Genomic DNA, 22,822 nt, shown 5'->3' with positions numbered 1-22,822 from the left:
CCGCTAGAAATGCCGTTCGCGCCCGGCAAACAGGTCGCGTAGATTGCTGCGATGGCGCCAGACGATCAGCCCGGTGAGCGTGCTCATGGGCAGCAGGGCCGCCGGTTCTTGCCAGGCCAGCAACGGCAGGGTCAGCGGCGTGGCAATCAGGGCGGCCAGGGAGCTGGTGCGGGTCAGGTAGAACGTCAGGAGCCAGGCGCAGACCGCCAGAAGGGCGGCGGGCGGGTACAGCCCCAGCAGCATGCCGGCAGCGGTGGCGACACCCTTGCCGCCGCGAAAACGGAAGTACAGCGGAAACAGATGGCCGATGACGGCATAGACGCCGATCCAGGCTTGCTCCTGCTGCGAAAGGCCCGCAAGACGCGCTATCAGTACCGGCAGCAGGCCTTTGCAAAGGTCGCCGAGCAGGGTCAGGATGGCGAGTTTCTTGCCGGCCAGGCGCAACATGTTGGTGGCGCCGGCATTGCCCGAGCCACTCATTCGCGGATCGGGGTTACCGGTCAGGCGGCTGAGCAAAATGGCAAAGGACAGAGAGCCGAGCAGGTAGGCGAGGATCGCCAATAACCAAAACATGCTAACTATTCCGGGCGAGGAAGCCCTGATTCTAACGGCGCATTGCGCCCTTGTCGTGTAGCGGAGAGAAGTGCTTGGACAGAGTGTTTATCGAGGGCCTGGAAGTCGACACGGTGATTGGTGCCTACGACTGGGAGCGAGGCATCCGACAGTGCTTGCGTCTTGACCTGAGCTTCGCCTGGGACAATCGCCCGGCCGCAGCCGGTGATGACCTGACCCTGGCGCTCGACTACGCCAGTGTTTCCTCGCGCATCCAGGCGTTTGCCGAGCAGGCGCAATACCAGTTGGTCGAGACCTTTGCCGAGCGTCTGGTTGAAGTGCTGATGAGTGAATTCAATATCACCTGGATGCGTCTGAAGCTGACCAAGCCCGGCGCGGTCCCGGCTGCCACCGGTGGTGTGGGCGTGGAGATCGAGCGCGGATGTCGCTGACTCAGGTGTACCTCGGGCTCGGTAGCAATATTGAGCGTGAAACCCATTTGCGGGCAGGGCTCGATGCATTGGCGGCGTTCCTTGTCGATATCCGCTGTTCGGCAGTGTTCGAAAGTCAGCCGGTGGGCATCAAGAGCGGGCCGTTCTTCAATTTCGTGGTGTCGGCGTATACCGATCTGCCGCTGATGGAGCTTGATCGTCGACTGAAGTTCATTGAGGCGGATAACGGTCGTTACGCACCGGATCGCCGAGGTTTGCCGCTGGATATCGACGTGTTGTTGTTCGGAGACCTGGTGGGCAACTTCGATGGCTTGATCTTGCCGCGGGCAGAAATCCTGAAAAATGCGTTCGTTCTGTGGCCGTTGTCGTTGATCGCGCCGGATCGCGTGCACCCTGGTGTCGGTAAAAGTTTCGCCAGATTGTGGGCCGAATCGCAGATTGATCAGGTACTGGCGCCAGTGGCGTTTGAGTGGCGTGGCGAGCAATTGACCCCGTCCAGTTTCCTTTAAAGCAAAAGATCGCAGCCTTCGGCAGCTCCTACAGGGAGACGCATATTCCTGTGTAGGAGCTGTCGAAGGCTGCGATCTTTTGATCTTGCCTAGACTTGTTCCTTGTAGGCCTTCAACGCCTTGAGTCGCTCACGCTTGATCGCCTCACCCAACTCTGGTCCCTTGAAACCCTTCTCCAGCAACGGCTGAACCGCAACGGTTCGCGCCGCAGTCGCCGCCCCGCGCAGATAATCCGCCTGTGGATAACTTCTCTGCTCCAGTCCTTCGCGTCCGCGCGCATCCATTTCGCATGCCGCGATGAACTCCTCGAACCGCTGTGGTCGGCGGTAAACGTCGAAACTTTGCAACAATTCCAGCAATGTCGATGGCTTCAACTCCAGGGCGCGATGCCCGTGGGTGTGGTACTCGCCTACCAGCATTGCCAGTTCCTGGCAGTCTCTCGGCGCCTTGAAACGTTCGTTGACCGCTTTGATCAGCTTCAGGCCCTTGAACTCGTGGGCAATGTGCCGCGGCCATTCCTCCTCTGGCGTCAGTCCCTTGCCCAGGTCGTGCAGCAGGCAGGCCCAGCGCACGGTCAGCGGCTGTTTGTGCTGTGCTGCTTGCTGCAACACGCTCAGGATATGTGCGCCAGTATCGATTTCCGGATGATGGGTCGGGGGCTGCGGGACACCGAACAGTGCGTCGACCTCCGGCATCAGCACCTTGAGTGCGCCGCATGCGCGCAACACCTCGATAAACACCTGTGGCTGATCTTCCATCAGGGCGCGGGAGATTTCCTTCCAGCTGCGCTCGGGAGTCAGCGCCTCAAGCTCGCCTGACTCGCTGAGTTGACGCATCAGTTCCAGGGTTTCCGGGGCGACGGTAAAATCCAGCGCGGCATATCGCGCGGCAAAGCGGGCAACGCGCAGAACCCTGAGTGGATCCTCGGCGAACGCCGGGGAAACATGGCGCAGCAGGCGCGCTTCGAGATCGCGCTGGCCGTGGTAGGGGTCGGTCAGGTTTTGCTGATCGTCTTCGGCCATGGCGTTGATGGTCAGGTCGCGACGGATCAGGTCTTCTTCAAGAGAGACTTCAGGGCTGGCGTGAAAAGTGAACCCGCCGTAACCGCGCCCGCTTTTGCGCTCGGTGCGGGCGAGGGCGTATTCCTCACCGCTTTTTGGATGAAGGAACACCGGGAAATCCGCGCCCACCGGGCGAAAGCCCTTGGCGAGCATTTCTTCGGTGGTGGCGCCAACCACGACCCAGTCGATATCGGTGACCGGTTTACCCAGCAGGCGATCACGTACCGCACCACCGACTTTATAAATACGCATAAAAAACCTCCGTTAGCTCGACAGGATAACCCTTGCATCGAGCTTTCGGAGGCGCAAAGCGGATCAAAGATGGATGACAGCCAGGTCCAGTCGACCGTAATCACCCTCGCTGTGCTCGTTGCGGGGTGGCACATGGTGGGTTTTCATCACGGTGTCCCCTTGCAGGGTTTCCAGGTGAATGTCGAAACCCCAAAGGCGGTGCAGGTGTTTGAGGACTTCTTCGGTCGAGTCGCCCAGCGGTTTGCGATCGTGTTGCTGGTGACGCAGGGTCAGGGAGCGGTCACCCCGCCGGTCGATGCTGTAGATCTGCACGTTAGGCTCACGATTGCCCAGGTTGTACTGTGCCGCGAGGGTTTCCCGGATGATGCGGTAGCCACCTTCGTCGTGAATGGCGGGCACCAACAGGTCGTCCTTCTGGTCGTCATCGAGAATGCTGAACAGCTTCAGGTCGCGGATCACCTTGGGCGACAGGTACTGCAGGATGAAGCTCTCATCCTTGAAGCTGCTCATGGCGAACTTGATGGCTGCCAGCCAGTCGGTACCGGCGATGTCAGGGAACCAGCGGCGATCTTCTTCCGTGGGCTCTTCGCACATGCGACGGATGTCTCGGTACATGGCAAACCCCAGGGCGTAAGGGTTGATGCCACTGTAGTAGGGGCTGTCAAAGCCCGGCTGGAACACCACGCTGGTGTGGGACGTCAGGAACTCCATCATGAAGCCGTCAGTAACCAGGCCCTCGTCGTACAGATCGTTCATCAGGGTGTAGTGCCAGAAGGTGGCCCAACCTTCGTTCATCACCTGGGTCTGGCGCTGTGGATAAAAATACTGGGCGATCTTGCGCACGATGCGTACGATTTCCCGCTGCCATGGTTCCAGCAGCGGCGCATGTTTTTCGATGAAGTACAGGATGTTTTCCTGAGGTTCGGCGGGGAAGCGTGCGTTGTCCTTGTCGCTGTACTTGTCCGCGCCCTTGGGAATGGTGCGCCACAGATCGTTGATCTGTTTCTGCAAGTGCTCCTCCCGGTCCTTTTGCCGGCGGCGTTCTTCTTCCGCGGAAATCGGATAGGGACGTTTGTAGCGGTCGACGCCATAGTTCATCAGCGCATGACAGGAGTCGAGCAGGTCCTCGACCGCGTCAATGCCGTGGCGCTCCTCGCATTGCATGATGTACTGCTTGGCAAACACCAGGTAATCGATGATCGAACTGGCGTCGGTCCAGGTGCGGAACAGGTAATTGCCTTTGAAAAAGCTGTTGTGCCCGTAGCAGGCATGGGCCACCACCAGCGCCTGCATGCAGATGGTGTTTTCTTCCATCAGGTAGGCGATGCACGGGTCGGAGTTGATCACGATCTCGTACGCCAGACCCATCTGGCCGCGGGTGTAGGATTTTTCCGTGCTGAGGAAGTGCTTGCCGTAGGACCAGTGGTGATAACCCAGAGGCATACCGACGGAGGCGTAGGCATCCATCATCTGCTCGGCGGTGATCACTTCGATCTGGTTCGGGTACGTATCGAGGGCGTAACCCGCCGCAATGCGACTGATTTCGCGGTCGTACGCCTGGATCAGCTCGAACGTCCATTCGGAGCCGGTGGAAATGGGTTGGCGCTTCTGCTCTTTGGCGGTCATGTCACTAACCTGCGCTGGAAGAGTTCACGGAAGACCGGATAGATATCCCCGGCCGAGACCAGTTGTTGCTGGGCAAACGTGTCGGAAAAGGCTTCGGCGATGCGCTCGTATTCGAACCAAAGGGCCTGGTGTTCGCGCGGGGTGATCTCAACGTAAGTGTAGTACTGCACGAATGGCATGATCTGGTTGATCAGGATGTCGCGGCAGATCGGAGAGTCGTCGTTCCAGTTGTCGCCATCGGAGGCCTGGGCGGCGTAGATGTTCCACTCGTTACTCGGGTAGCGCTCGGCCATGATCTCCTGCATCAGTTTCAGGGCGCTGGACACTATGGTACCGCCGGTTTCCCGAGAGTAGAAAAACTCTTCTTCATCCACTTCGCGGGCACTGGTGTGGTGGCGGATGAACACGACGTCGATCTTGTCGTAGTTACGCTTGAGAAACAGGTACAGCAGGATGAAGAAGCGCTTGGCGATGTCCTTGGTCGCCTGGGTCATCGAGCCGGACACGTCCATCAGGCAGAACATCACGGCCTTGGAGCTGGGGTTGGGTTGTTTGATGAGCAGGTTGTACTTGAGGTCGAACGTGTCGAGAAACGGCACGCGGTGAATGCGCGCGCTGAGTTTTTCGATTTCAGCTTCGATTTCCTGAATATCGCCGAAGTTGTCTGGCTCTTCCTGCTTGAGTCGCAGAAGTTCTTCCTTGGCCTCACGCAGTTTTGCCCGGCTGCTGCCGGACAGGGCGATCCGCCGGGCGTGGGCTGAGCGCAGGGTGCGGATGATGTTGATCCGCGACGGGTTGCCCTCGTTGCTGATCCCTGCCCGCACGGTCTTGAAGGTGTCGGTGCCGGTCAGGTTGCGTTTTACCAGATTGGGCAGTTCGAGATCCTCGAACATGAATTCGAGGAACTCTTCCTGGGTGATCTGGAAGACGAATTCGTCCATCCCTTCACCGGAGTTGCCAGCCTTGCCGGGGCCTCGACCACCACCGCCTCCCGGTGGACGGGCGATATGTTCGCCACTGGTGAACTCCTTGTTGCCCGGGTGCACGACCGTCTGTTTGCCACCGCGGCCGTGGTGAAGCACCGGCTCGTCGATGTCGCGGCCGGGAATGCTGATTTGTTCGCCGTGTTCCATATCGGTAATGGAGCGCCGGCTGACCGCCTCTTCGACAGCCTTTTTAATGTGATCACGGTAGCGCCGCAGAAACCGCTGGCGGTTCACCGTGCTCTTGTTCTTGCCATTGAGACGTCGGTCGATCACATAGCTCATGACTGCTCCTTAGAAGCTGTCCTGAAAGGGGCGAGCGGTGATACAGCATCGAACCGAGAGCCGAGGGATGTTGAACGCTCCCCCAAGCGCCTTGGATGCTGCCTGAACTCGCTACCGACTTTCGAACACCTTCCAGAGGCCTGTGTAACAGAAAAAGCGCACACAGGTCTCTGGCTGACGACAACCGGTCTGACCGGCAGCGGGTTATTGTGATTTTCTGACCCGCAGGTACCACTCGGACAGCAGTCGTACCTGTTTGTCGGTGTAGCCCCGCTCGACCATCCGTGTGACGAAGTCGTTGTGTTTTTGCTGGTCCTCCTTGCTGGCCTTGGCGTTGAAGCTGATGACCGGTAGCAGGTCCTCGGTGTTGGAGAACATTTTCTTCTCGATGACCACCCGCAGTTTTTCGTAGCTGAGCCAGGTCGGGTTCTTGCCGTTGTTGTTGGCCCGGGCGCGCAGGACGAAGTTGACGATTTCGTTGCGGAAATCCTTCGGATTGCTGATGCCGGCCGGTTTTTCGATTTTCTCCAGTTCTTCGTTCAGGGCTACGCGGTTGAGGATTTCGCCGGTTTCCGGGTCGCGGTATTCCTGGTCCTGGATCCAGAAGTCGGCGTACAACACGTAGCGATCGAAGATGTTCTGGCCGTACTCGCTGTAGGATTCGAGGTAGGCAGTCTGGATCTCCTTGCCGATGAATTCGATGTAGCGCGGTGCCAGGTACTCCTTGAGGAAGCGCAGATAGCGTTCGCGAGTCTCGGCCTGGAACTGTTCCTGTTCGATCTGCTGTTCCAGCACATAGAGCAGATGTACCGGGTTGGCAGCAATTTCGTGCGGATCGAAGTTGAACACCTTCGACAGGATCTTGAACGCGAAGCGAGTCGAGAGACCGTTCATGCCTTCGTCGACACCGGCGTTGTCGCGGTATTCCTGGATCGACTTGGCTTTCGGATCGGTATCCTTGAGGTTCTCGCCGTCGTACACGCGCATCTTCGAGTAGATGTTGGAGTTTTCCGGCTCTTTAAGACGCGAGAGCACGGTGAACTGGGCCAGCATCTTCAGGGTATCCGGCGCGCAATGCGCCTTGGCCAGCGAGCTGTTGAACAGCAGCTTGTCGTAGATCTTCACTTCGTCACTGACCCGCAGGCAGTACGGCACCTTGACGATGTAGATCCGGTCGATGAAGGCTTCGTTGTTCTTGTTGTTGCGGAAGGTGTGCCACTCCGATTCGTTGGAGTGCGCCAGCAGGATCCCGGTGAACGGAATCGCGCCAAGGCCTTCGGTACTGTTGTAGTTGCCTTCCTGGGTGGCAGTCAGCAACGGGTGCAGCACCTTGATCGGTGCCTTGAACATTTCGACGAATTCCATCAGGCCTTGGTTGGCCCGGCACAGGGCGCCCGAGTAGCTGTAGGCGTCGGCGTCGTTCTGCGGGAACTCCTCCAGTTTGCGGATATCGACCTTGCCCACCAGTGCCGAAATGTCCTGGTTGTTTTCGTCACCAGGTTCGGTCTTGGCCACGGCGATCTGGTTGAGGATCGACGGGTAGAGTTTCACCACGCGGAACTGGCTGATGTCGCCACCGAATTCGGCCAGGCGCTTGGTCGCCCATGGCGACATGATGGTGTTGAGGTAGCGCCGTGGAATGCCAAAGTCTTCCTCGAGGATCGCTCCATCTTCAGTGGAGTTGAACAGACCCAGGGGCGACTCGAATACTGGCGAGCCCTTGATCGCGTAGAAGGGCACTTTTTCCATAAGCTGCTTGAGCTTCTCGGCCAGGGACGATTTACCGCCACCGACAGGGCCGAGCAGGTACAGGATTTGTTTCTTCTCTTCCAGGCCTTGAGCGGCGTGGCGGAAATACGACACGATCTGGTCGATGCATTCTTCCATCCCGTGGAAGTCTTCAAAGGCCGGATAGCGGCGGATTACCTTGTTGGAGAAGATGCGCGAAAGCCTCGAGTTGGTCGAGGTGTCGAGCAGTTCCGGTTCACCGATGGCCAGCAGTAGACGCTCGGCGGCGGAAACGTAGGCGCTGCGGTCTTTTTTGCACAGTTCAAGATACTCTTGCAGTGAGAGTTCTTCCTGGCGTGTGGACTCGAAGCGTTGTTGGAAGTGGCTAAAGATACTCATGACGTCACCTCGCTCGATACGTGGAGCCGACGCCGGATCACTCAGTCGATGCTGGCAGCAACCGAACAGGCGATTGCTGTTTACCCCCCAGAACTCTCCCGGAGCTGACGACTCCGAAAGCTACTCCCGATGACCCGTGCGCCGGTGTACCGGCTCTCCCCTGTTTTGGATGGCCTGGGCTTAAGGATAGTTGGGAATTCGGGAGGTAAAGGCGAGATACGTAATTAGTTGTGGCAGACCGTTCGTCTGCCACCGCGCTAGCCCGCGGGAGCCGGGGCCTGCAACGTTACAAAAAAATTATTCGGAAGTGCCTTGCGCCGTTTCCGTCGGATAGGTCGTACGCCACAACTCGAATCCACCATCCATGCTGTAGACGTCGGAGAAGCCCTGGCTGATCAGGTAGGCGGCCGCACCCTGGCTGGAATTGCCGTGATAGCAGACCACCACGGTCGGCGCGTCGAGGTCGGCGCCCTGGATGAAAGCGTGCAGGGAATGATTGTCCAGATGCTTTGAGCCTGCGATATGCAGGGCGGCAAAAGTGGCCGGGTCGCGGACGTCGACCACCACTGCGCCTTGTTCGCGCAGGGCCTGGGCCTGTTCCGGGGGGATACGTTTGAATTCGCTCATGGCGGGCTCCTGTGGCTCGGCAGAATGGGCAGTCTAGCGCGGTGCGCTGGCTGGCGATGTTTGGGGAATGGATGAGGCGACTGGCGGCACGGCATGGCCGTGTTCGTCGCATTTGCAGGACAGGCGCTCAAAGCTGTCGACGTTCATCAGGGTCAGGGCGCCGCCCCAGACGCAGCCAGTGTCGAGGGCCGAGATGCCAGGCTCATTGATATTGCCTTCCAGTGCTGCCCAGTGACCGAAGATGATCTTCAGGCCCTTGGTCTTGCGTTCCTTGTGCTGGAACCAGGGTTTGTAGCCGGGTGGTGCGGTACCGAGGCCTTCCTTGCTCTTGAGGTCGAGTTTGCCTTCGGCGGTGCAAAAACGCATGCGGGTGAAATAATTGGTGATCACCCGCAGGCGCGTCACGCCTTTGAGGTCATTGTCCCATTTCGCCGGATCGTTGCCGTACATGCCATCGAGGTAGGGCGGCAGCAGGTTGTCGTCACGCAAGGCAGTCTCGACTTCGGCAGCACACTTCAAGGCTTTGCGCAGCGACCACTGGGGTGGAATGCCAGCATGGACTAGTACCATGTTGCGCTGTTCGTCGTAGTGCATGAGCTTTTGCTGGCGCAGCCATTCGAGCAGTTCGGCGCTATCTGGCGCGTCAATGATCTCGTGCAAGGTATCGGCCTTCTTCAGGCGTTCGATGTTGCGTCCGGCCGCCAGCAGGTGCAGGTCGTGGTTGCCGAGCACGCACACCAGCGATTCGCGGATGCTATAGAGGAAGCGCAGGGTTTCCAGCGACTGTGGGCCGCGGTTGACCAGGTCGCCCACCAGCCACAGGCGATCGCGTTGAGGGTCGAACGCCACTTGTTTGAGCAGGCATTGCAGGGCCTGAAGGCAGCCTTGCAGGTCACCGACAGCGTAGGTTGCCATCAGTGCAGGGCTCCAGGCACCGCCAGGCGGAAGGGCGCGATGATGGCATCGAAATGTTTGCCGTCGTCGGAAAGCATCCGATAGGTGCCTTGCATGGTGCCGACCTTGGTGGTCATCACGGTGCCGCTGCTGTAGGTGTGGCTCTTGCCCGGGTCGATCAGCGGCTGCTGGCCGACGACGCCTGCGCCGCGGACTTCTTCGACATGCCCGTTACCATCGGTGATGACCCAGTGCCGTGAAAGCAGTTTGGCGGGCATTTCGCCATTGTTTTGCACGGTGATGGTATAGGCGAAGGCAAAGCGGTCGTGCTCGGGTTGCGATTGTTCTGCCAGATAGCGGGTGACGACGCTGACGTCGACCTGATAACGAGGATCGGACATGCAAGAGGCCTTAAAAACGAAGCGGGACGCGGGGCGTAGCTGATGAAGTTCAGTCTAGGCCAAGTATCGGGTAGTAGACCAGAGTGGCGTCCTACCCGATAGCGCTCATCGCCTGTCAGTTCGCGGCAGGCTTTTGTGGCGCCTGTTCGCTGAGCTTGTCAGCCAGGCGCACGAAGGCGGCCAGGTCGAGCTGCTCGGGACGCAGGCTGCCATCGACGCCGGCGGCTTCGATTTCGGCATTGCTCAGCAGCAGCTTGAGGGTGTTGCGCAGGGTTTTGCGACGCTGGTTGAACGCTTCGCGCACGACGCGCTCCAGCAGGCGGTGATCCTTGGCCGGGTGCGGCAGTTCTGCGTGGGGCACCAGGCGCACGATGGCCGAATCGACTTTCGGTGGCGGGTTGAACGCGCCCGGGCCGACGTTGAACAGGTGTTCGACCCGGCAATGGTACTGAACCATGATCGACAGACGGCCCCAGTCACCACCACCCGGGCCGGCAGCCAGGCGCTCGACCACTTCCTTTTGCAGCATGAAGTGCATGTCGCGGATCAGGTGCGAGTTGTGCAGCAGGTGAAAAATCAGCGGCGTGGAGATGTTGTACGGCAGGTTGCCAACCACTCGCAGGCTGCCTGGCGCGGCATTCAGGCTGTTGAAGTCGAACTTCAGCGCATCGCCCTGATGCAGGTTGAAGTTGCTCTTGCCGGCAAACTGCTGGTTGAGGATCGGGATCAGGTCCTTGTCCAGTTCCACCACGTCGAGTTGCGCGCCGCTGCTCAGAAGGCCTTGGGTCAGTGCGCCCTGTCCCGGGCCGATTTCCAGCAGGCGGTCTTCTGCCTTGGCATGAATGGAACGCAGGATGCGGTCGATAACGCCGGCATCGTGCAGGAAGTTCTGGCCAAAGCGTTTGCGCGCCTTGTGTTGGTATTGCTCGGTCATAAACGGGTCTCGGCCATCTGGTAGGCGGTTTCCAGGGCGACTTGCAGGCTGCCGGTGTCGATCTTGCCGCTGCCGGCCAGATCCAGGGCGGTGCCGTGGTCGACCGACGTACGGATGATCGGCAAGCCGAGGGTCACGTTGACTGCCGCGCCGAAGCCTTTGTACTTCAGCACCGGCAGGCCCTGGTCGTGGTACATCGCCAGCACCGCGTCGCAGTGCTCCAGATATTTGGGGGTAAACAGAGTGTCGGCGGGCAGGGGGCCGCGAAGGTCCATGCCCTCGCCGCGCAGGCGCTCTAATGTGGGTTCGATGATATCGATTTCTTCATGGCCCAGGTGCCCGCCTTCACCGGCATGCGGGTTGAGCCCGCAAACCAGGATGCGCGGCCGGGCGATGCCGAACTTGTTTTGCAGGTCGGCGTGCAGGATTCGCGTGACGCGTTCCAGGCGCTCCGGCGTGATGGCATCGGCAATCTCGCGAAGGGGCAGGTGAGTGGTCACCAGGGCCACGCGCAAGCCACGAGTGGCCAGCATCATCACCACTTGCGCGGTGTGGGTCAGGTCTGCAAGGAATTCCGTGTGCCCGGAAAAGGCGATGCCGGATTCGTTGATGACGCCTTTGTGCACAGGCGCGGTAATCATGCCGGCAAAATCCCCGCTCAGGCAGCCTTGGCCGGCCCGGGTCAGGGTTTCCAGGACGAACGCAGCGTTGGCCTTGTCCAGTTGTCCGGCTATGACCTTGGCGTTGAGCGGTGTGTCCCAGACATACAGGCTGTTGGCTGGCGCGGGGGCATCCGGCCAGTTGTCCGGGGTGACCGGCAGCAAGTTGACCGCCACGCCCAGTTGCGCGGCCCGCTCGATGAGCAGGTCGCGGCTGGTAATGGCAATCAGGGGATGGGGCTGGGCTTGCGAGGCGAGCAGCAGGCACAGGTCGGGACCTATGCCGGCTGGTTCACCGGGTGTCAGCGCGAAACGTTGGGGTTTCACTGTGCTGCCTGGTCGGCGCCAGGGAGTTTGATTTCCACATACGCTTCGTCACGGATCTGACGCAGCCAGGTTTGCAGCTCTTCGTCGTATTTGCGGTTACGCAAAACGGTCATGGCTTGCTGCTCGCGAGCCTGGCTGGTGCTGTCGGTGGCGCGACGGCCAAGGACTTCCAGGACATGCCAGCCGTATTGAGTCTGGAACGGCCTGGACAGCTGACCTTGCGGGGTCTTGGCCATCACTTCGCGGAACTCGGGCACCAGCGCGTTCGGGTCGATCCAGTTCAGGTCGCCGCCGTTGAGGGCGGAACCCGGGTCTTCCGAGTAGTTTTTCGCCAGCTCACCGAAGTCTTCGCCAGCCTCGATACGGCTGTAGAGCGACTCGGCCAAGGCCTTGGTTTTCGCTTCGTCGCGGATCGGGCTCGGCTTGACCAGGATGTGACGCACATGCACTTCGTCGCGCATCTGGGTCTCGCCGCCACGCTTATCGAGGATCTTCAGGATAATGAAGCCGCCCGGCGTGCGCATTGGCTGGGTGACATCACCCACCGGCATGGTGCTCAGCAGGCGATCGAACGGCGGAGGCAATTGAGCGGCCTTACGCCAGCCCATGTCACCACCTTCCAGAGCGGTTTCGCTGGCGGATTTGGCGATTGCCAACTGACTGAAGTCAGCGCCTTGCTTGAGCTGCTGGTAAATCGCATCGGCCTGTTTGGCGGCACTCTGAATCGCTTCGGAGTTGGCGCTTTCCGGTGTAGGAATCAGGATGTTGGCCAGGTGGAACTCTTCGGACAGCTGCATTTTGCCCAGGTCAGACGCCAGGAAGTTCTTCACTTCCTGCTCGGAGACCTGAATGCGTTCGGCGACCCGACGCTGGCGCACGCGGCTGATGACCATTTCGCGGCGAATCTGCTCACGTGCATCTTCATAGGACAGACCATCGCGAGTCAGGGCTGCGCGGAACTGCTCGATCGACATGTTGTTGCGCTGGGCAATGGTGCCCACGGCCTGGTTCAGCTCTTCATCAGTAATGCGGATGCCGGAGCGCTCGCCGATCTGCAATTGCAGGTTTTCGACGATCAGGCGCTCAAGTACCTGTTGCTCCAGCACGCTGGCCGGCGGCACGGCAGAACCACGCTTGGCAATGGTTTGCTGAACTTCATGGACGCGTCGGTCCAGTTGGCTCTGCATGACCACGTCGTTGTCGACGATGGCCACCACTTTATCGATGGACTGCACGGCGGCACTGGCCGCCGTACTCAGGAACAGCGCGCCCAGCATCAGCGGGCGCAGACAATCAGAAAGCTTGGTCTTCACGTTCACGATAACCTTGAATGCCTTTGTCGAGGAAGCTCTCTGCCTTGGCGCCGGTGAGGCCGCCGAGTCCCTTCAGAACAATTTGGAGGAAGACGCCATGGTCGCCTTTTTCGTTTTCCGGTGCCTGCTGGCTGAACTCGTCGTAATCAACGAAGTAACGGTTGATCAGGCGCAGTTTCCAGCAGCAGCTGTCGTACTCGAAACCACCGAAGGCTTCCAGGGTACGGTTGCGGTTGTAGTCATACTGCCAGCGGCTGATAGCGCTCCATTGCGGCACGATCGGCCAGATGATCGAGAAGTCGTGCTGTTCGATCTTGTAGTAATCCTTCACGTAGCCAGGCTGCCCAGGGGTGCCGTAGTCGCCGCCGAACTGCCATTGACCGGTGTTCTGGTTGTAGATCACCTGGTCGTTACGATAGCGATAGCCGAGGTTGACGATCTTGTTCGGGTTGTCTTCAGGCTGGTAGTGGAACATCGCGCTGCCCGAGCGAGGGCTGCGGCTGTCCGGGTCCCAGTTGTAGTCGGCCGTGGTACGCCAGTCGCGGTTCCAGCGATATTCGTATTCCAGCGCATAGGGGGAAACGTTGGCTTTGGCGTCGGCACGGTCTTGGAAGTTTACGCCTGGCAACTGAACTTCACGGTCCTTGAAGTACAGCGCTTGGCCGACACTGATCCGTTGACGTTCGAAGCCGTTGTCTTCGATCCAGCGGCTGGTCACGCCCAGGGACAGTTTGTTCTCGTCGCCGACACGGTCGGAGCCGGAGAAGCGGTTGTCACGGAACAGCGACGCATAGTTGAAGGTGTATTCGCTGGTGTCGAATACCGGGATGTCCTCCTGGTCGACCTCAGGCACGTACAGGTAGAACAGGCGCGGCTCTAGAGTCTGGCGGTAGTTCTTGCCGAAATACTGGGTATTGCGATCGAAGTACAGGCCGCTGTCGATGCTGGCGATCGGCACGCCGCGGTTCTGGTTGCTGTCGAACTGACCGTTGAAATTTTTAGTCCCGTTGAGAGCTGCGTTTTGATTTTGAGCCGCGATCTGACTTTTGCCCAGACCGTCCAGATCCAGTTGGTACTGGGTGTACTGGTACTTGAGCTTCGGTGTCAGGAAGCCGTAAGTCGTGTTCATCGGCAGGCTCATGGCGGGCGCAAGATTCAGGCGGTCGCCGTTGGCGCGAGCCAGACCTTGAACGTTTTCATCAATACGCTTACTGCCGATGCCATCTTCGTCAAAGTAGGTCCCGCTCTGCAGATCCCGGTCAAACCGTACGAGCTCGGTGTTGTACGTGAAGTCCAGGCCTTCCGGATGGTAAGGCAGCATACCGTCGAGGGTGAGCTGCGGCAGGCGGTCGTACGGGGTAATGTTCGCTACGCTCGCCAGTTCGTATGCCTGGGCGTTCGCGCGAGCGGTATAGCCCTCGCCGCGATAGGTCACGGAACCCTGCTGGTTCACGTAGTCGTTGCTTTTTATGCCAATCTGGTCGGTCTGCAGATCCTGGAAGTAATACGGATCGCTGATCTTGGTGTAGTCGACTTGCGTGAGTACTCGCGAGTCGAGGCCACCCTTGTGCTGCCAGTTGTACATGTAGCGGGTTTTTTCGGAGTCTGACTGCTTGTCGCGCTCGTTGCTTTCGTCGTTGAGGTACGCCGCACCGAACTGGCCTTCGCTGGACTTGGTCAGGTAGCGGAACTCGCCTTCCATCAACAAGCCGTGCTTTTCCATGTAGCGCGGGTACAACGTGGCATCGTAGTTCGGCGCCAGGTTGAAGTAGTACGGGGTGACCAGCATGAAGCCGGTATCGCTGCCGGTGCCGATGGTCGGCGGCAGGAAGCCGGACTGGCGACGGTCGTCGATCGGGAAATAGATGTACGGCGTGTACAGGACCGGAATGTCCTTGACCCGCAGTGTCACGTTGGTCGCCGTACCGAAGCCGGTGGCCGGGTTCAGGGTGATGTTGTTGCCCTTGAGCTGCCAGGCGTTGTTGTTCGGTTCGCACGTGGTGTACGTACCGTCCTTGAGGCGGATGATCGCGTTCTCGGCACGTTTGGCGTACAGCGCATTACCGCGGATGCGTGATTTGTGCATCACGTATTCGGCGTTGTCGACCTTGGCTTCACCGGTGTCGAGCTGCACGTCGGCGTGGTCGCCGACGATCAGGGCGCCGTTGTCGCGAATGCGCACGTTGCCATTCAGTTCGCCACGGCTCTCGGCCTGGTACAGGTTGGCTTCGTCGGCTTCGACCTGCATGCTGCCCTGGCGCATGACGACGTCGCCGGCCAGGGTCGCGACCTGCTCATCCTGCTTATAGCGGGAGGCTTTTGCGCCGATAAAGGTAGGCGCGTCACTTTTATTCGTCTTGTCATTCATGCCAGGACGAATCGGTTCGATATAGGAACCAGAGCAATAAGGGCCGGTTTCGGCCAATTGTGCGGCAGTGAGCTGCTCGCGGGGAACCCAGTCGAGGTGACTGTAGTCTTCGCTACGCGACTTCAGGCCGCGGCCTTTGGATTCGGTCACCAGTACTGGCTTGGCGCCAGTGTCTTCACTGGAACCGTTCTCGGCCGGGGCTTCGCCAGTGGCGGAAACTGCGCTGCCGTCATGGACGGGACGCGGTGGCAATGCAGCCGCCGGCGTCTTTGGTGCGCAGTCCCAGGAACCCGAAGCAGAGACTGAGCAGTCAAACTGTTCCGCGGCGACCACGTAGGAAGTGGCAAGGGGTTGCAGCGCCAGCAAACTGCCGGTAACCAACAACGGAAATTTTTTACGAAACGCGGGGGATTTCAATGCCATCTTATTAGTCCGGGCTTCCTGCGTGCCATCTGCCCGCGGTGTGGGCCGCACGCCTCTCGATGGTCTGAAAAAGATGCTGGATAATAAAGCATGACCCGCTTGACGGCTAGCGCCGTCGGAGACCCTTGCAATGCCTGATCAAGATGTACGCTTGCAACACCTGAAAGTTTGGCTCGATGAACAATTGACGACCCTTTTTGCCGAGCAGGGCTGGGGCGTCGTACCCCCGGCCACATTGACTGCGGCCAGCAGCGACGCGAGTTTCCGGCGGTATTTCCGCTGGGAAGGCGATGGCAGAAGTTTCATCGTGATGGACGCGCCACCGCCCCAGGAAAACTGCAAACCTTTCGTGGATATCGCCTTTTTGCTGGCGAAATCCGGAATAAATGTGCCGAAAATTTATGCCGAAGACCTCGAGCGCGGGTTTCTTTTGCTCAATGACCTGGGCAACAAGACCTATCTGGACGTCATCGACAGCGAAAACGCCGACGGTTTGTTCAACGATGCCCTGCAGGCGTTGCTGGCTTTCCAGCAGTTGCCGATGGTTGCGCCGCTGCCGAGCTATGACGTGGCATTACTGCGTCGCGAACTGGAACTGTTCCCCGAGTGGTACGTGAAGCGCGAATTGGGCATCGAATTCGACGCGGCGCAGCAAGTGCTCTGGCAGCAGGTCAGCGATCTGTTGATCGACAGCGCCCTGGCACAGCCAAAAGTCCTGGTGCATCGCGACTACATGCCGCGCAACCTGATGCTCAGCGAGCCCAACCCCGGCGTGCTGGATTTCCAGGATGCGGTATATGGCCCGGTGACCTACGACGTGACCTGCCTGTTCAAGGACGCTTTCCTCAGTTGGCCAGAGGAGCGCGTACACGGGTGGCTGGAAAGCTACTGGCAGCAGGCGGGGGCGCTCGGTATCCCGGTTCAGCCCGAGTTCGAGGACTTTCTGCGGGCCAGCGACTTGATGGGCGTGCAACGTCACCTGAAAGTCATCGGTATTTTCGCGCGCATCTGCCATCGCGACGGCAAACCGCGTTATCTGGGCGATGTTCCGCGTTTCTTTGCCTATATAGATGCCGTGATCGCTCGCCGCCCCGAACTGGCCGAGCTGGATGTGCTGCTGGCCAGCCTGCGTGCCGGAGTGAAAGCATGAAGGCAATGATTCTGGCCGCGGGCAAAGGCGAGCGCATGCGCCCGCTGACCCTGACCACGCCCAAACCGCTGGTGCGTGCCGGCGGCGTGCCGCTGATCGAGTATCACCTGCGGGCGCTGGCTGCCGCGGGGTTCACCGACATCGTGATCAATCACGCCTGGCTCGGTCAGCAGATCGAAGACTATCTGGGCGATGGTTCGCGCTATGGCGTGAGCATTCAGTACTCGGCGGAGGGTGAACCCCTGGAAACCGGCGGCGGGATTTTCCGCGCCTTGCCGTTGTTGGGGGATGAAGCCTTTGTGGTGGTCAACGGCGATATCTGGACCGATTACGACTTCAGTGTGCTGCACCAACCCATCAACGGCCTGGCGCACCTGGTGCTGGCCAGCAACCCGCCGCATCATCCGGCCGGGGACTTCAGCCTGGTCGGAAGCCAGGTGCACGACGGTCAACCGCAGGCTCCTACCCTGACCTACAGCGGCATCGCCGTGTTGCATCCGCAGTTGTTCGACGGTTGCACCGCAGGGGCCTTCAAACTCGCGCCGCTGTTGCGCAAAGCCATGGCTGACGGGCTGGTGACCGGCGAGCAGTTGAGGGGGCACTGGGTCGATGTCGGTACTCACGAGCGTCTGGCCGAAGTTGAAACATTAATAGAAGCGAGCCGCTGACATGCTGTGGCCAGGGACTCTTATCGGAGCCGGAGCGGGCTTTGCCATAGCCAGTATTCCGGGGGCCATGCTCGGCGCGTTGTTGGGGCAGGCGCTGGACCGGCGCTTGCACCTGCAGAGCTGGGGGCATTTGCGGGAAAAACTGGGCGGCCGCCCGGTGCTGCGCAACGATGAATTGCTGTTTGTCCTGCTGGGACGCCTGGCCAAGTGCGACGGCCAGGTCATGGCCGGGCACATCGAACAGGCCCGGGCGGAAATGCGCTCGCTGGACATGTCCGGGCCGGCTCAGCGCCGTGCAATTGCCGCGTTCAACCGTGGCAAGTCGGGTCGCGACCGGCTACGTGGTTATCTGCGTCGCCTGAGTGCCCAGCCCCATGCGGCGGAAGGCGTGTTACGCGCCTGCTGGCGAATGGTCTGGGCCGATGGTCGTGCAGGCAGCGGTGAGCGTGAGTTGATCCGCCAGTGGGGGCAGTGGCTGGGCTGGACGCCGCATCAGGTACAGGCGTTGGCCCACGATTATGAGCCGCAGAAGCGGCCATTGGGCAACAGCGTGCCAAGCTATCAGGACGCCTTGAAGTTGTTGGGGGTGTCGGCCACCACTGAACCGGCGCAGATCAAGCGTGCTTACCGGCGCCTGCTCAGTCGCCATCATCCGGACAAGATCGCCGGCAGTGGCGCGACGGCGACGCAGGTTCGTGAGGCCACCGAGCGAACGCGTGAACTGCATAGTGCCTATACGCTGATTCGGGAGCGGCGGGATTTTCGCTAGCAGAACAGCTTTGTGTTGCCTGTAATGGCCCCTTCGCGAGCAAGCCCGCTCCCACAGGTTTGATGTCGTCCGCAATTTCGTGACCGGCATAAAACCTGTGGGAGCGGGCTTGCTCGCGAATGAAGCGCCTCGGTCTGTCAGTCTGTCGCAGGCTGCGGATTCAACCAGCCCCGCACCCGCCGGAACAATTGCTCCTGCTCGGCCTTGCTATCGGGCAAGGCCTTGAGCGCGACCTGGCTGAACGTCGAGGACTTCAAGCGTTTGCTGGCCTGCAGTCGTTCCAGCGCGGCGTTGCGGTCCAGCGCTTTGTCTTTGTAGTAAATATCGGCGGTCGGCAGTTTCAGGGTCGGGGTCAGTTCCGCATGCTCGGGCTTCGCTGCCAGCGGTGTGCGGGTGGCGACCATGACCAGTTTCTCGACTTGCGATGGCTGCTTCTCGCTCAGGTAGCGCGCTGCCCAATAGGCGCCGGTACCATGCCCCAGCACCACGATGCTACGGGCGCTTTGTTGTTCGGCAAATGCGATCGCGGCGTCGATCCGGGCGAAGATGCGCTCGGCATCTGCCCTGGATTGTTCTTCGGTGGTCTCAGCGATGGCCTTGTCGGCCACATCGGTCTCGCCACCGGCCACCTGTTCGATCGGGGCTGCGGTGGTCGAGTCCTTGCTGTCGGCTTCGGGGGCTTTGGGAGCCAGAGTTGCCTCCACGATTCGTGGCGCAATGGCATCGCTTTGCAAGTCCGGCAAGGTGATACTCAGGCTGCTCCACTCGGCGTCCGGCAATTTGCGCCGCAAAGGACCGACTGCTTGCGGCCAGTCAACGGTTTCGCCGGCGCCCGGGATGATAATCACCGCGCCTTTGGGCTCGGCGGTATTGGCCGGTTTCCACAGGGCCAGAAACGTGTCGGTGCCCGCTTGCAGTTGTTGCTGTTCCTGAGCCGGGATTTTTCGCTCAAGTGCAGCCGCTTCTTCCTGACTACGCTCAGGCAGCGGCTGACGTTCGAGTGGTTTTTCTTCGGCTGCCTTTTCTGCTGCGACAGGCGCCGGTTCGGCCGCCTCGACGGAAAAAACGCAAGGCAGGATCAGCGACAGGCACAATGCTGGCAGTGCCAGGCGGTAGACAGGGGGCATCGGATATTCCAGGCCAGAAGTTGTTCCGGCAGCCTAATGGGTTGGTCAGTATTTGTCAGTGTGTGAGAGTTCAATGATGCGTTTTCGCTGCCTGTGGGTTATCGGCTGTTTGTGGTTTCCCTTGATGGGTTGGGCGGCAGTCGTGCCCCCGGCGCACGTTGCCCAACTGACCCCGAAACAACAGCACTGGCTGACGCAGCAGGGCGAGTTGCGGGTCGGACTGGTGTTGCAGGCACCCTATGCGCAATACGATCGCCGCTTGCAGCGCCTCTCCGGGGTGAATGTCGACTTGATGAAGCGCCTGGCAAAGACCCTCAATGTCGAGCTGAGCTGGCGCAACTTTTCCGACCTTGAACAACTGGAAGCTGCCGCACGCGAAGGCGAAATCGATATCGCCCCGGGATTGACCCAGACACCTGGCGGGCTGCGCCTCTGGCAATTCTCCGACCCCTACATGCGGGTGCCGCAACTGGTGGTCAGCGACCAGAAAAGTGCCGGGGCGATCGAACTGGAAAAGCTCGACAGCCAGACCCGCGTCGCCGTACGCATGCCCAGCGCCATCGCCGATTACCTGCGCAGCAACTATCCGCACCTGAATCTGCAAGGCGTCCCGATGGAGCGCCAGGCATTGCAGTTACTGACGGGCCAGCAGGCGGCTTATGCGGTGGTCGATGAAGCGCAGTTGGGGCGCCTGTCCGTCGAACCGGAGTTTGCCGGGTTGGTGGTAGTCGGGGATGTCGGCCTGCCGCAGCTGCTGCGGGTAGCCACGCGTCGCGACAAACCGGAACTGGCGGGTATCGTCGAAAGCGCATTGCGGGCGATTCCGGCCAAGGATCTGGAGCAACTGCACAATCAATGGCTGCAGCCCAAGTATCCACGCCTCACCGAGTCGCGGGGGTTCTGGCAAAACCTCTGCCTGTTGCTGGCCGTGCTGGCGTTGAGTTGCGTAGCCATCGTGTTCTGGCAGCGTCGCCAGCAGCACAGCCTGGAACAACGCCTGATGGCCGCGCAGGAGGACATTGCCTTGCGTGCCGCCAGCGAAGAGGCGCTGCGGCTCACCCAGTTTTCCATCGATCAAAGCACCGTCGGCATCCTCTGGGTCAACTGGGACAGCCATGTGCGCTACGCCAATCGTGCGGCGGAAAGCATGCTCGGCTATCCAGCCGGCGCGATCATCGATCGGCCCTTGATCGATTTCGAACCCGGCCTGCACATGGATCGTTGGCTCAATCTGTGGAAGCGCGCCCGAGCCAGTGAAGAAGGGCCGCAAAGCTTCGAAACCAACTGCGTGCGCGCCGACGGCAGCATCTTGCCAGCCGATGTTTCGTTGAGTTTTCTGCGTTTTCGCGATGGCGAATACCTGGTGGTTTACCTCAACGATGTCACCGAGCGGCGCCGCGCCCTGGCCGCTTTGCAGGAAAGCGAGGCGCGGCTGCAAGGCATCGCCGCCAACGTTCCGGGGCTGGTTTTCCGCCTGGAGCGGGCACCGGTGACTGGCCAGATCGACTTTGCCTACATCAGCGAAGGCAGCGAAAGCCTGGTGGGTTATTCACCAGCCACACTGGCGCATCGCGACAAAGGTCTGCGCAGCCTGGTGCATCCGGATGACAAGGCCAGTTATCACCAGACCCAGGACCATGCGCTGGATACCGACAGCGACTGGTCATGGCAAGGGCGAATCCTCACGCGTCAGGGTGAGCAGCGCTGGGCGGAAATCAAGGCCATCACCCGTCGGCTGGAAGATGGCGCCTATGTCTGGGACGGCATCGTCTGGGACATCAGCGAGAGCAAGCGCATCGAGCTTGAGCTGGCCAGTTCCCGGGAACAACTGCGCGAGCTGTCCGCGCACCTGGAAAGCGTGCGCGAAGAGGAAAAAGCGCGCATCGCCCGTGAGGTTCACGATGAACTGGGGCAGATGCTGACCGTGCTCAAGCTGGAAACCTCCATGTGCGAACTGGCTTACGCGCAACTTGATCCGGGCCTTAATGAGCGCCTGGGCAGCATGAAACGCCTGATCGCCCAGCTCTTCCAGTTGGTTCGCGACGTGGCGACTGCATTGCGCCCGCCGATTCTCGATGCCGGCATTGCCTCGGCCATCGAATGGCAGGCCCGACGATTCGAGGCGCGTACGCAGATTCCGTGTCTGGTGCAGGTGCCGGACAATCTGCCGGTGCTCAGCGATGCCAAGGCCATAGGCCTGTTCCGGATCCTTCAGGAAGCACTGACCAATGTCATGCGCCATGCTCAGGCGCATACTGTTGAACTGACGCTGGCACTGGAAGGCGACGAGTTGTGTCTGACGGTCGCCGATGATGGCGTAGGATTTGTAGCTGCGCCTGGCAGGCCAACGTCCTTTGGGATCGTCGGAATGCGTGAGCGGGTGTTGATCATGGGGGGGGAGTTATCCCTTGAGAGTGAGCCGGGTGAAGGCACGACGCTGAGTGTGCGCGTTCCGCTGGATGCAGCCTGAACAGGTTGTGTTGACTGTACCGACGCCTTCGCGGGCAAGCCCGCTCCCACAATGTTTTGTGTAGATGCCCAAATCCAATGTGGGAGCGGGCTTGCTCGCGAATGATCTTGAATCTGGAGAAGAACGTGATCCGTGTACTGGTAGCCGAAGACCACACCATTGTCCGCGAAGGCATCAAGCAACTGATTGGCCTGGCCAAGGACTTGCTGGTGGTGGGGGAGGCGAGCAACGGCGAACAGTTGCTCGACACCTTGCGTCATGTGCCCTGCGAAGTGGTGTTGCTGGACATCTCCATGCCGGGCGTCAATGGCCTGGAGGCCATTCCGCGGATTCGCGCCCTGAACAATCCGCCGGCGATCCTGGTGTTGTCGATGCACGACGAAGCGCAAATGGCCGCCCGGGCGCTGAAGGTCGGGGCCGCCGGTTATGCAACCAAGGACAGCGATCCGGCACTGTTGCTGACGGCCATTCGCAAAGTGGCGTCAGGCGGGCGTTATATCGACCCGGAACTGGCCGACCGCATGGTCTTCGAGGTCGGCCTGACCGACTCGAGGCCATTGCATTCGTTGCTCTCCGAGCGCGAATTTTCAGTGTTCGAACGCCTGGCCCAGGGCGCCAACGTCAACGACATTGCCCAGCAACTGGCACTGAGCAGCAAGACCATCAGCACCCATAAGGCGCGGCTGATGCAGAAGCTCAACATCACCTCACTGGCGGAGCTGGTGAAGTACGCGATGGAGCACAAGCTGCTCTAAAGCACACCGCTGTCCCATGTGGGAGCGGGCTTGCTCGCGAAAGCAGTGTGTCAGTTGACATATTTGGGCCTGATCCACCGCTTTCGCGAG

Annotated in this window: 20 protein-coding genes; 7 read left to right on the top strand and 13 right to left on the bottom strand. The window is 60.1% G+C overall.

The features are described from left to right. Window positions 1-3: 3 nt before the first annotated feature. Window positions 4-573, bottom strand: a complete 570-nt coding sequence (plsY, locus tag ACXX83_RS22220; protein WP_015097072.1) for a glycerol-3-phosphate 1-O-acyltransferase PlsY — start codon at window positions 571-573, stop codon at window positions 4-6. A 74-nt stretch (window positions 574-647) separates the two neighbouring features. Between plsY and folB the strand changes: the two genes are divergently transcribed. Together folB and folK are read left to right on the top strand one after the other, a co-directional pair. Beyond that, a complete protein-coding gene (gene folB / locus ACXX83_RS22215) occupies window positions 648-1,004 on the top strand; it encodes a dihydroneopterin aldolase (protein ID WP_126047878.1) in 357 nt (118 codons plus the stop codon). Continuing rightward, on the top strand, window positions 995-1,513 hold the full coding sequence (folK, locus tag ACXX83_RS22210) for a 2-amino-4-hydroxy-6-hydroxymethyldihydropteridine diphosphokinase (protein ID WP_126047876.1): 519 nt from the start codon (window positions 995-997) through the stop codon (window positions 1,511-1,513). Before folB ends, folK begins: the two co-directional genes overlap by 10 nt. Window positions 1,514-1,602: 89 nt before the next feature. Here folK and ACXX83_RS22205 read toward each other — a convergent pair whose 3' ends face one another. From ACXX83_RS22205 to ACXX83_RS22155, 11 genes are all read right to left on the bottom strand, one after another. Then, complete coding sequence (locus ACXX83_RS22205; RefSeq protein ID WP_458549621.1) at window positions 1,603-2,826, bottom strand: multifunctional CCA addition/repair protein; 1,224 nt, start codon at window positions 2,824-2,826, stop codon at window positions 1,603-1,605. Between the two features lie 63 nt (window positions 2,827-2,889). Beyond that, window positions 2,890-4,452, bottom strand: a complete 1,563-nt coding sequence (locus tag ACXX83_RS22200; protein WP_007980219.1) for a SpoVR family protein — start codon at window positions 4,450-4,452, stop codon at window positions 2,890-2,892. Beyond that, window positions 4,449-5,720: a YeaH/YhbH family protein gene (locus ACXX83_RS22195; RefSeq protein WP_007980218.1), complete on the bottom strand. Its 1,272-nt coding sequence runs from the start codon at window positions 5,718-5,720 to the stop codon at window positions 4,449-4,451. Before ACXX83_RS22195 ends, ACXX83_RS22200 begins: the two co-directional genes overlap by 4 nt. A gap of 204 nt (window positions 5,721-5,924) precedes the next feature. Then, window positions 5,925-7,847, bottom strand: coding sequence for a PrkA family serine protein kinase (locus tag ACXX83_RS22190; protein WP_007980217.1), 1,923 nt, complete (start codon window positions 7,845-7,847; stop codon window positions 5,925-5,927). Between the two features lie 297 nt (window positions 7,848-8,144). After that, entirely contained in the window at window positions 8,145-8,474 is a 330-nt protein-coding gene (gene glpE, locus ACXX83_RS22185; protein WP_015097068.1) for a thiosulfate sulfurtransferase GlpE, read from the bottom strand. Window positions 8,475-8,507: 33 nt separating this feature from the next. Continuing rightward, window positions 8,508-9,389, bottom strand: coding sequence for a symmetrical bis(5'-nucleosyl)-tetraphosphatase (locus ACXX83_RS22180; protein ID WP_458549618.1), 882 nt, complete (start codon window positions 9,387-9,389; stop codon window positions 8,508-8,510). Beyond that, the gene (gene apaG, locus ACXX83_RS22175; RefSeq protein ID WP_217836520.1) at window positions 9,389-9,769 is read right to left on the bottom strand and encodes a Co2+/Mg2+ efflux facilitator ApaG/CorD; all 381 of its coding nucleotides are present in this window, start codon (window positions 9,767-9,769) and stop codon (window positions 9,389-9,391) included. The genes ACXX83_RS22180 and apaG overlap by 1 nt, the downstream gene beginning before the upstream one ends. Window positions 9,770-9,884: 115 nt before the next feature. Further along, entirely contained in the window at window positions 9,885-10,703 is an 819-nt protein-coding gene (gene rsmA, locus ACXX83_RS22170; protein WP_458549617.1) for a 16S rRNA (adenine(1518)-N(6)/adenine(1519)-N(6))-dimethyltransferase RsmA, read from the bottom strand. Continuing rightward, window positions 10,700-11,689 carry a 4-hydroxythreonine-4-phosphate dehydrogenase PdxA gene (gene pdxA / locus ACXX83_RS22165; protein WP_126047870.1) on the bottom strand — a complete coding sequence of 330 codons (990 nt, stop codon included), beginning with the start codon at window positions 11,687-11,689 and terminating at the stop codon, window positions 10,700-10,702. The genes rsmA and pdxA overlap by 4 nt, the downstream gene beginning before the upstream one ends. Next, the gene (surA, locus tag ACXX83_RS22160) at window positions 11,686-13,008 is read right to left on the bottom strand and encodes a peptidylprolyl isomerase SurA (RefSeq protein WP_217836518.1); all 1,323 of its coding nucleotides are present in this window, start codon (window positions 13,006-13,008) and stop codon (window positions 11,686-11,688) included. Before surA ends, pdxA begins: the two co-directional genes overlap by 4 nt. Continuing rightward, a complete protein-coding gene (locus ACXX83_RS22155; protein WP_458549615.1) occupies window positions 12,983-15,793 on the bottom strand; it encodes an LPS-assembly protein LptD in 2,811 nt (936 codons plus the stop codon). Before ACXX83_RS22155 ends, surA begins: the two co-directional genes overlap by 26 nt. Before the next feature lie 130 nt (window positions 15,794-15,923). Here ACXX83_RS22155 and ACXX83_RS22150 point away from each other — a divergent pair, with 130 nt between their 5' ends. From ACXX83_RS22150 to ACXX83_RS22140, 3 genes are read left to right on the top strand one after another with little or no spacing between them, the layout of a single operon-like run. Continuing rightward, complete coding sequence (locus ACXX83_RS22150) at window positions 15,924-16,943, top strand: aminoglycoside phosphotransferase family protein (RefSeq protein ID WP_217836516.1); 1,020 nt, start codon at window positions 15,924-15,926, stop codon at window positions 16,941-16,943. Then, window positions 16,940-17,611, top strand: a complete 672-nt coding sequence (gene murU, locus ACXX83_RS22145) for an N-acetylmuramate alpha-1-phosphate uridylyltransferase MurU (protein WP_126047864.1) — start codon at window positions 16,940-16,942, stop codon at window positions 17,609-17,611. The genes ACXX83_RS22150 and murU overlap by 4 nt, the downstream gene beginning before the upstream one ends. A gap of 1 nt (window position 17,612) precedes the next feature. Further along, entirely contained in the window at window positions 17,613-18,380 is a 768-nt protein-coding gene (locus ACXX83_RS22140) for a TerB family tellurite resistance protein (RefSeq protein WP_015097059.1), read from the top strand. 137 nt (window positions 18,381-18,517) lie between these two features. Here ACXX83_RS22140 and ACXX83_RS22135 read toward each other — a convergent pair whose 3' ends face one another. Next, window positions 18,518-19,507 carry an alpha/beta hydrolase family protein gene (locus ACXX83_RS22135; RefSeq protein ID WP_458549614.1) on the bottom strand — a complete coding sequence of 330 codons (990 nt, stop codon included), beginning with the start codon at window positions 19,505-19,507 and terminating at the stop codon, window positions 18,518-18,520. 73 nt (window positions 19,508-19,580) lie between these two features. On the opposite strand from ACXX83_RS22135, the gene ACXX83_RS22130 reads away from it, so the two are divergent. Then, a complete protein-coding gene (locus ACXX83_RS22130) occupies window positions 19,581-21,977 on the top strand; it encodes a PAS domain-containing sensor histidine kinase (RefSeq protein WP_458549613.1) in 2,397 nt (798 codons plus the stop codon). 101 nt (window positions 21,978-22,078) lie between these two features. Further along, window positions 22,079-22,732, top strand: a complete 654-nt coding sequence (locus ACXX83_RS22125; protein WP_007993216.1) for a response regulator — start codon at window positions 22,079-22,081, stop codon at window positions 22,730-22,732. The last annotated feature ends 90 nt before the right edge of the window (window positions 22,733-22,822 follow it).

The sequence above is a fragment of the Pseudomonas sp. GNP012 genome (assembly GCF_054343835.1).
This window is presented reverse-complemented; position numbering and strand designations above follow the sequence as displayed.

What these genes read in the sequence shown, in the direction of transcription:
- plsY (WP_015097072.1), bottom strand. Translation starts at nt 573, where the DNA reads ATGTTTTGGTTATTGGCGATCCTCGCCTACCTGCTCGGCTCTCTGTCC.
- folK (WP_126047876.1), top strand. Translation starts at nt 995, where the DNA reads ATGTCGCTGACTCAGGTGTACCTCGGGCTCGGTAGCAATATTGAGCGT.
- ACXX83_RS22205 (WP_458549621.1), bottom strand. Translation starts at nt 2,826, where the DNA reads ATGCGTATTTATAAAGTCGGTGGTGCGGTACGTGATCGCCTGCTGGGT.
- ACXX83_RS22200 (WP_007980219.1), bottom strand. Translation starts at nt 4,452, where the DNA reads ATGACCGCCAAAGAGCAGAAGCGCCAACCCATTTCCACCGGCTCCGAA.
- ACXX83_RS22195 (WP_007980218.1), bottom strand. Translation starts at nt 5,720, where the DNA reads ATGAGCTATGTGATCGACCGACGTCTCAATGGCAAGAACAAGAGCACG.
- ACXX83_RS22190 (WP_007980217.1), bottom strand. Translation starts at nt 7,847, where the DNA reads ATGAGTATCTTTAGCCACTTCCAACAACGCTTCGAGTCCACACGCCAG.
- glpE (WP_015097068.1), bottom strand. Translation starts at nt 8,474, where the DNA reads ATGAGCGAATTCAAACGTATCCCCCCGGAACAGGCCCAGGCCCTGCGC.
- ACXX83_RS22180 (WP_458549618.1), bottom strand. Translation starts at nt 9,389, where the DNA reads ATGGCAACCTACGCTGTCGGTGACCTGCAAGGCTGCCTTCAGGCCCTG.
- apaG (WP_217836520.1), bottom strand. Translation starts at nt 9,769, where the DNA reads ATGTCCGATCCTCGTTATCAGGTCGACGTCAGCGTCGTCACCCGCTAT.
- rsmA (WP_458549617.1), bottom strand. Translation starts at nt 10,703, where the DNA reads ATGACCGAGCAATACCAACACAAGGCGCGCAAACGCTTTGGCCAGAAC.
- ACXX83_RS22155 (WP_458549615.1), bottom strand. Translation starts at nt 15,793, where the DNA reads ATGGCATTGAAATCCCCCGCGTTTCGTAAAAAATTTCCGTTGTTGGTT.
- ACXX83_RS22150 (WP_217836516.1), top strand. Translation starts at nt 15,924, where the DNA reads ATGCCTGATCAAGATGTACGCTTGCAACACCTGAAAGTTTGGCTCGAT.
- murU (WP_126047864.1), top strand. Translation starts at nt 16,940, where the DNA reads ATGAAGGCAATGATTCTGGCCGCGGGCAAAGGCGAGCGCATGCGCCCG.
- ACXX83_RS22140 (WP_015097059.1), top strand. Translation starts at nt 17,613, where the DNA reads ATGCTGTGGCCAGGGACTCTTATCGGAGCCGGAGCGGGCTTTGCCATA.
- ACXX83_RS22135 (WP_458549614.1), bottom strand. Translation starts at nt 19,507, where the DNA reads ATGCCCCCTGTCTACCGCCTGGCACTGCCAGCATTGTGCCTGTCGCTG.
- ACXX83_RS22130 (WP_458549613.1), top strand. Translation starts at nt 19,581, where the DNA reads ATGATGCGTTTTCGCTGCCTGTGGGTTATCGGCTGTTTGTGGTTTCCC.
- ACXX83_RS22125 (WP_007993216.1), top strand. Translation starts at nt 22,079, where the DNA reads ATGATCTTGAATCTGGAGAAGAACGTGATCCGTGTACTGGTAGCCGAA.